The organism is Pontibacterium sp. (assembly GCF_041587635.1).
Lineage (GTDB): Bacteria > Pseudomonadota > Gammaproteobacteria > Pseudomonadales > Balneatricaceae > Pontibacterium.
In genome coordinates this window covers 1-5,048 of sequence record NZ_JBFGYC010000289.1, presented here as the reverse complement: position 1 = coordinate 5,048, position 5,048 = coordinate 1, and the positions used below count along the sequence as shown (strand labels likewise).

Genomic DNA, 5,048 nt, shown 5'->3' with positions numbered 1-5,048 from the left:
CTGATGCTCTGGCGTCTGGCGATCAAGCCGGGCAAACCGCTGGCTTATGGTCGTGTCGGAGACACTCCATTTATCGGCTTGCCGGGCAATCCCGGTGCTGTACTGGTGACATTCCTGATGTTGGCACGTCCGTACATTCGTACCATGCAGGGTTGTGGTGAGGTGTTACCAAAACGCTTCTCGGTGAAAAGTGGTTACGAACGTAAGAAAGTGGTTGCACGCGAGGAGTTCCTGCGTGCATCCCTCAGCGTAGACAACGGGGAGCTGAGTGCGGCGCCTGCACACAGTCAAAGCTCCGGCGTACTTAGCTCTTCAGTGATGGCCGATGGCTTGTTAGTTATCCCTTCCGAGCAGGCGGTTGCAAAGGGCGATCAGCTTGAATTTATCCCGTTTAAAGGCCTGTTGGCCTAACCCGGATACGACACGGAGACCGCGTGATGAAATCATCTGATCTGAAACCTGTAACCTCAGTCGCTGCGGTGATTCTTGCCGGTGGGCAGGGCAGTCGTATGGGCGGTGAAGACAAAGGGCTCGTGCCCTTCAAGCAAGATCCGATGATCAGCTGGACGCTGGAAAAAGTGCGGCCGCTGGTGGATGCACTGGTGATCAGCTGTAATCGAAATCAGTCTGTGTATGCCGGGTTTGGTGAGCAGACGGTGACCGATGATACCCAAGGGTTTGTGGGGCCGTTGGCGGGTGTACAGGCCGCAATGAATCAACTAAGCACTCAGCACAGTCATCTACTGGTGCTGCCCTGTGACACGCCCCTGATCAGTCAGGAGTTGATTGCTCTGCTGATCAATAAAGCGCGGCAACAGCCCGATGCTATTACTTTGCTGCGTGCGGCTGGACGGCCGCAATTTTTGCATGCGGTTATCCCTCTGCAATACCATGCAAACCTCAATGAGACGCTTGCGTCCGGGCAGCGTGCGGTATTTAAGTGGTACAAGCAGTTTCCGATTCAGGAAATTGATGTTGAAACCCATGCCCAGTGTCTGGTGAACATGAACACCTTCGAACATCTCTCCTTGTCAGCCTGATGCTGTTGGTTGGGGCGAGCGCCAGCGATACCCAACCAATAGGAACCATCGTTGTAAATACCTGATCGTGATACCTTGTCACTTGATCAGGTCTGGCTTTACCCTGAACTTTTCTTGCCAATACCACTCCGATCATCGTACGCTTTTTGCCAGAACTGTATTCCCGCACTAATCTGAATCTCAGGACACCTCTGATCGGCTGTTGTACAGTCTTGCGGCTTTCGGTCACAGGCTCGTTACAGGTAGGTAACACACAACTATCCCAGAGAAGGGGAATTGATGATGTTACGGAAACTACAGCTCACTTTTTTGTTATTGCTCAGCGTTATGCTGATGATTCCAAGTGCTCAGGCGGCCTCGCGGCAGGAGATTAACGCCAAGGTGCAGGAAGCCCTGTCTCAGTTATACAAAAGCTCATCGTCCGGTAAACGTCTCACTCAGAACGCGGTTGGGGTATTAGTCTTTCCTGAGGTGATCAAAGCAGGATTTGGTATTGGCGGGGAGTACGGCGAAGGTGCGTTGCTTCGAGGTGGCAAAACCCAAGGGTATTACAATCTGGTTTCGGCCTCTCTGGGGTTGCAGTTCGGTGCTCAGATGAAGTCTGAGGTCATCCTGTTTATGACACAGAAAGCGATGAACAAATTTCTATACAGCGATGGTTGGGAAGCTGGTGTGGATGGCAGTGTCGCAGTGGCGACATTTGGTGCCGGTGGCGAGATCGATAGCCAGACCGCCCAGCAACCTATTATCGGGTTTATTTTTTCTAATAAAGGGCTGATGTACAACCTCACCATTGAGGGCGCAAAAATCAGCAAAATCGACAGGTAGATAAATATGCGTGTATTGATTGGATTGATCTGTGTAGCGTTGGCTTCTAGCCCCGCTTTAGCGGGAAAGCCCGAATGGGCAGGTAATGATAAACACGAGAAACAACAATCAAAAGAGATGAAAAAAGCCAAAGGAAAGGCGAAATCTGAAGAGAAAACTAAGCCTGATAAAGCCGATAAAAAGTATAGAACGTCGGATAAAAAGCAGTATTTTTCAGCGCATGAGCACGATGTGATTCGTGACTATTATGCCGAAGAGGGTGTCGGGCACGGTCATAAAGGTGGAAAGGTAAAAGATCTGCCGCCGGGTCTACAGAAAAAGCTGGATCGTGGTGGCGAATTACCGCCGGGTTGGCAGCGAAAGCTGGAACGTGGTGAGGTTGTGGACCGCGAAATGCGAACCTATGCGCATCCGGTTCCAGAACGCCTGGCAGAACGCTTGCCTTACGACGCAGCGACGGAAGAGATCATACGTATACAGGACAAAGTGATCCGCATGAGCCGGGGGGAAGGGACGATTATTGATGTCATCGATATTGCTGATGTCTTCGTCGGACGTGGAATGCGCGAATAAAACAGCTGATTGCATGGTAAGACCAGATTCCGTGGTGATTAGAGGATTGATACAGAGCGGCCTATAATGGCCGCTCTGCTGTATAAGGAGCTAACAATGACACCGGCAATCAACGCGGCAAAAAAGGGCAAGGTTAAATACAACATCCATGAGTACAGCCATGATCCTGCGGCGGCGTCCTACGGTGAGGAAGCGGCTGAAGCACTGGGGCTGGAGTATGGTCGGGTCTTTAAAACGCTATTGGTCGCGATGAACGGTGATAATCGTAAGCTGGCCGTGGCCGTTGTGCCGGTATCTGGCCAACTGGACTTAAAAGCGATGGCCAGCGCGTTGAAAGCAAAAAAAGTCGCAATGGCCAATCCAACCGATGCTGAACGTGCGACCGGTTATGTAGTCGGTGGCATCAGCCCGCTGGGACAGAAAAAACGTCTGCCTATGGTGCTTGATAACAGCGCTGAAAGGTATGACAGCATCTGTATGAGTGCTGGCCGTCGAGGGCTGGAAATCGAAATGGCGGCCGCTGACTTGATGAGGCTGACTGGCGCTGTATTAGCGCCGATTGGACGGGGAGAGTAAGTAGTCGGGTGTTCTAAAGGATGACTTCGCATTCCTGAGAGCATCCCTTTTATCACAGTGCTTAAAGAGTCTTTCAGACAATATGATTCATGGAAGGAGTCCTGTGCACTAACTCGCTTTTAGCTTTCCGTTATCGGGCTTAAATTTCGCGGGCTCCAGGTCGTACTTGTTCAGCAGCTTGTAGAAATCCGTGCGGTTTCGTCCTGCAATACGAGCTGCCTGGCTGGCATTGCCTTCGGTAATCTGCATCACTTTGGTCAGGTACCGTTGTTCAAACTCGGCGCGGGCGTCGTTGAAGGTCGGCAGCACGTGATCCTGGTTGGAAAGAGCCTGAGCAATAGCCCCTTCAGAGATGATCGGCGTGGTGCTGAGTGCGGTCACCTGTTCGATGATGTTTTCCAGTTGACGCACGTTACCCGGCCAAGCCATCTGGGCGAGTAGGGTTAATGCTGCAGGAGAGAGGCCTTTAACTTTACTGTTATGGCGGTCTGCCGCGCGTTCGACGAAGTAGCGCGCCAGTAACGGAATATCTTCCGGACGTTCGCGCAGCGGTGGAAGATGCAGGTTTACTACGTTCAGACGGTAGTACAGGTCTTCACGAAAGTCGTTTTCCTGCATCGCCTTATCCAGATCGCGGTGGGTGGCGGAGATCACTCTTACATCGACTGGAATTGATTCGGTACTACCAACGGGACGAATCTGACGTTCCTGTAAAACACGCAGCAACTTAACCTGTAAGGGCATCGGCATATCGCCGATCTCATCGAGGAAGAGCGTGCCTCCGTTGGCGGCCTGAAACAGGCCCTGATGGCGGCTGACTGCACCGGTAAATGCGCCTTTTACGTGTCCAAAAAGTTCGGATTCCAGCAGTTGTTCGGGCAGGGCTCCACAGTTGATGGCTACAAATGGATGGTTGCGACGTGGGCTGGCTTTATGAATCGCACGTGCCAGCAACTCCTTACCACTACCGCTGGCGCCGCTGACGAGAACGCTGACCGCAGAATGGGCTACCCGCTCTGCCTGCGCTAGAAGCTCGGACATGCTGCTGCTACGCGTGACGATCTCTTTGCACCAGTCTGCCGGACTGGCTGGAGTGCCAGAGAGGGCTGACTCTATGGTTTCGAGCAGCTGTTCACGATCGATCGGTTTAGTCAGAAAACCAAATACACCATCCTGAGTCGCTTTCACGGCTTCTGGAATTGAACCATGGGCCGTGATAATCACCACGGGCAGGTCCGGGCGGCGTTTCTGGACCTGATCAAACAGTTCGAGGCCGTCCATACCCTCCATGCGCAGGTCGGTCAGCACCAGGTCAATGCTGTCATCCAGGCGGGTGAGGGCCTGTGCGCCGCTTTCAGCACAGGTCACCTGATAGCCGCTGGATGTCAGGCGTAAACTGAGCAGTTTAAGCAGCGAGGTATCGTCATCGACAAGCAGAATGTGAGTACTCACTGGGCAATCTCCCGATCGCGGCTGATCTCCTGTTCAATTTGAGTCAGGGCTTCGATCTTTTTACGCAGCTCTAGGTTTTCTTTTCGTAGGCTACTGCTGTACTGATTTATTTGTAGCAGTAACTTAGTCTGAGCATGACGGAGTAGCAGGTAGCGGTCACCCGGACATTCCTTTGATGGATTGGTACCCTGCTGTTTATAGTATTGTAGAGATTTTGTCAGATCGCTGACGCTGGACTTTGGTTGCGATAATAGCAGTGCGCTTTGAGGGTGGTCCTTAGCCTTGATCGCGTTGTGAAGCATTTCCTGTTGCAGAGTCCCATTTGCTGTCAGGTAGCTGCGTTCTTGAAACAGAAGACCACTGAGCCGCGCATCGCCGATATGGCATCCGGTGACGACATTTGGGGTTTCTTCATACATCTCTTTTAATTGTTGCTGAAATTCACAGCCCGTGATTAGGGTTGTTAGCAGTAACACGATTCCAATACGCATTCTTAGGTACTCAATTCACTTAATGCCAGACGAAAACAGACCTTGTTTTCCTGAGGCCGACGCGTGACGCCGCCGCGGCCCGCCCGGG

At 52.1% G+C, this 5,048-nt stretch carries 6 protein-coding genes and 1 pseudogene; 5 read left to right on the top strand and 2 right to left on the bottom strand.

The genetic code is table 11. From position 1 onward, the window contains the following. The 5 genes and pseudogenes from ABYW01_RS13685 to ybaK form a co-directional block, all read left to right on the top strand. Window positions 1-411 (top strand): annotated as a pseudogene (locus ABYW01_RS13685) (molybdopterin molybdenumtransferase MoeA); the annotation flags it as partial. Between the two features lie 26 nt (window positions 412-437). Beyond that, complete coding sequence (gene mobA, locus ABYW01_RS13680; RefSeq protein WP_372833592.1) at window positions 438-1,040, top strand: molybdenum cofactor guanylyltransferase MobA; 603 nt, start codon at window positions 438-440, stop codon at window positions 1,038-1,040. A gap of 279 nt (window positions 1,041-1,319) precedes the next feature. Continuing rightward, window positions 1,320-1,868, top strand: a complete 549-nt coding sequence (locus ABYW01_RS13675) for a YSC84-related protein (RefSeq protein WP_372833590.1) — start codon at window positions 1,320-1,322, stop codon at window positions 1,866-1,868. Window positions 1,869-1,874: 6 nt separating this feature from the next. Then, window positions 1,875-2,441 carry a hypothetical protein gene (locus ABYW01_RS13670; protein ID WP_372833587.1) on the top strand — a complete coding sequence of 189 codons (567 nt, stop codon included), beginning with the start codon at window positions 1,875-1,877 and terminating at the stop codon, window positions 2,439-2,441. Between the two features lie 96 nt (window positions 2,442-2,537). Next, entirely contained in the window at window positions 2,538-3,017 is a 480-nt protein-coding gene (gene ybaK, locus ABYW01_RS13665; RefSeq protein WP_372833584.1) for a Cys-tRNA(Pro) deacylase, read from the top strand. 108 nt (window positions 3,018-3,125) lie between these two features. Here ybaK and ABYW01_RS13660 read toward each other — a convergent pair whose 3' ends face one another. Both ABYW01_RS13660 and ABYW01_RS13655 read right to left on the bottom strand, forming a co-directional pair. Beyond that, the gene (locus tag ABYW01_RS13660; RefSeq protein ID WP_372833581.1) at window positions 3,126-4,469 is read right to left on the bottom strand and encodes a sigma 54-interacting transcriptional regulator; all 1,344 of its coding nucleotides are present in this window, start codon (window positions 4,467-4,469) and stop codon (window positions 3,126-3,128) included. Then, a complete protein-coding gene (locus ABYW01_RS13655) occupies window positions 4,466-4,960 on the bottom strand; it encodes a hypothetical protein (RefSeq protein WP_372833578.1) in 495 nt (164 codons plus the stop codon). The genes ABYW01_RS13660 and ABYW01_RS13655 overlap by 4 nt, the downstream gene beginning before the upstream one ends. Window positions 4,961-5,048: the final 88 nt, after the last annotated feature.

What these genes read in the sequence shown, in the direction of transcription:
- mobA (WP_372833592.1), top strand. Translation starts at nt 438, where the DNA reads ATGAAATCATCTGATCTGAAACCTGTAACCTCAGTCGCTGCGGTGATT.
- ABYW01_RS13675 (WP_372833590.1), top strand. Translation starts at nt 1,320, where the DNA reads ATGATGTTACGGAAACTACAGCTCACTTTTTTGTTATTGCTCAGCGTT.
- ABYW01_RS13670 (WP_372833587.1), top strand. Translation starts at nt 1,875, where the DNA reads ATGCGTGTATTGATTGGATTGATCTGTGTAGCGTTGGCTTCTAGCCCC.
- ybaK (WP_372833584.1), top strand. Translation starts at nt 2,538, where the DNA reads ATGACACCGGCAATCAACGCGGCAAAAAAGGGCAAGGTTAAATACAAC.
- ABYW01_RS13655 (WP_372833578.1), bottom strand. Translation starts at nt 4,960, where the DNA reads ATGCGTATTGGAATCGTGTTACTGCTAACAACCCTAATCACGGGCTGT.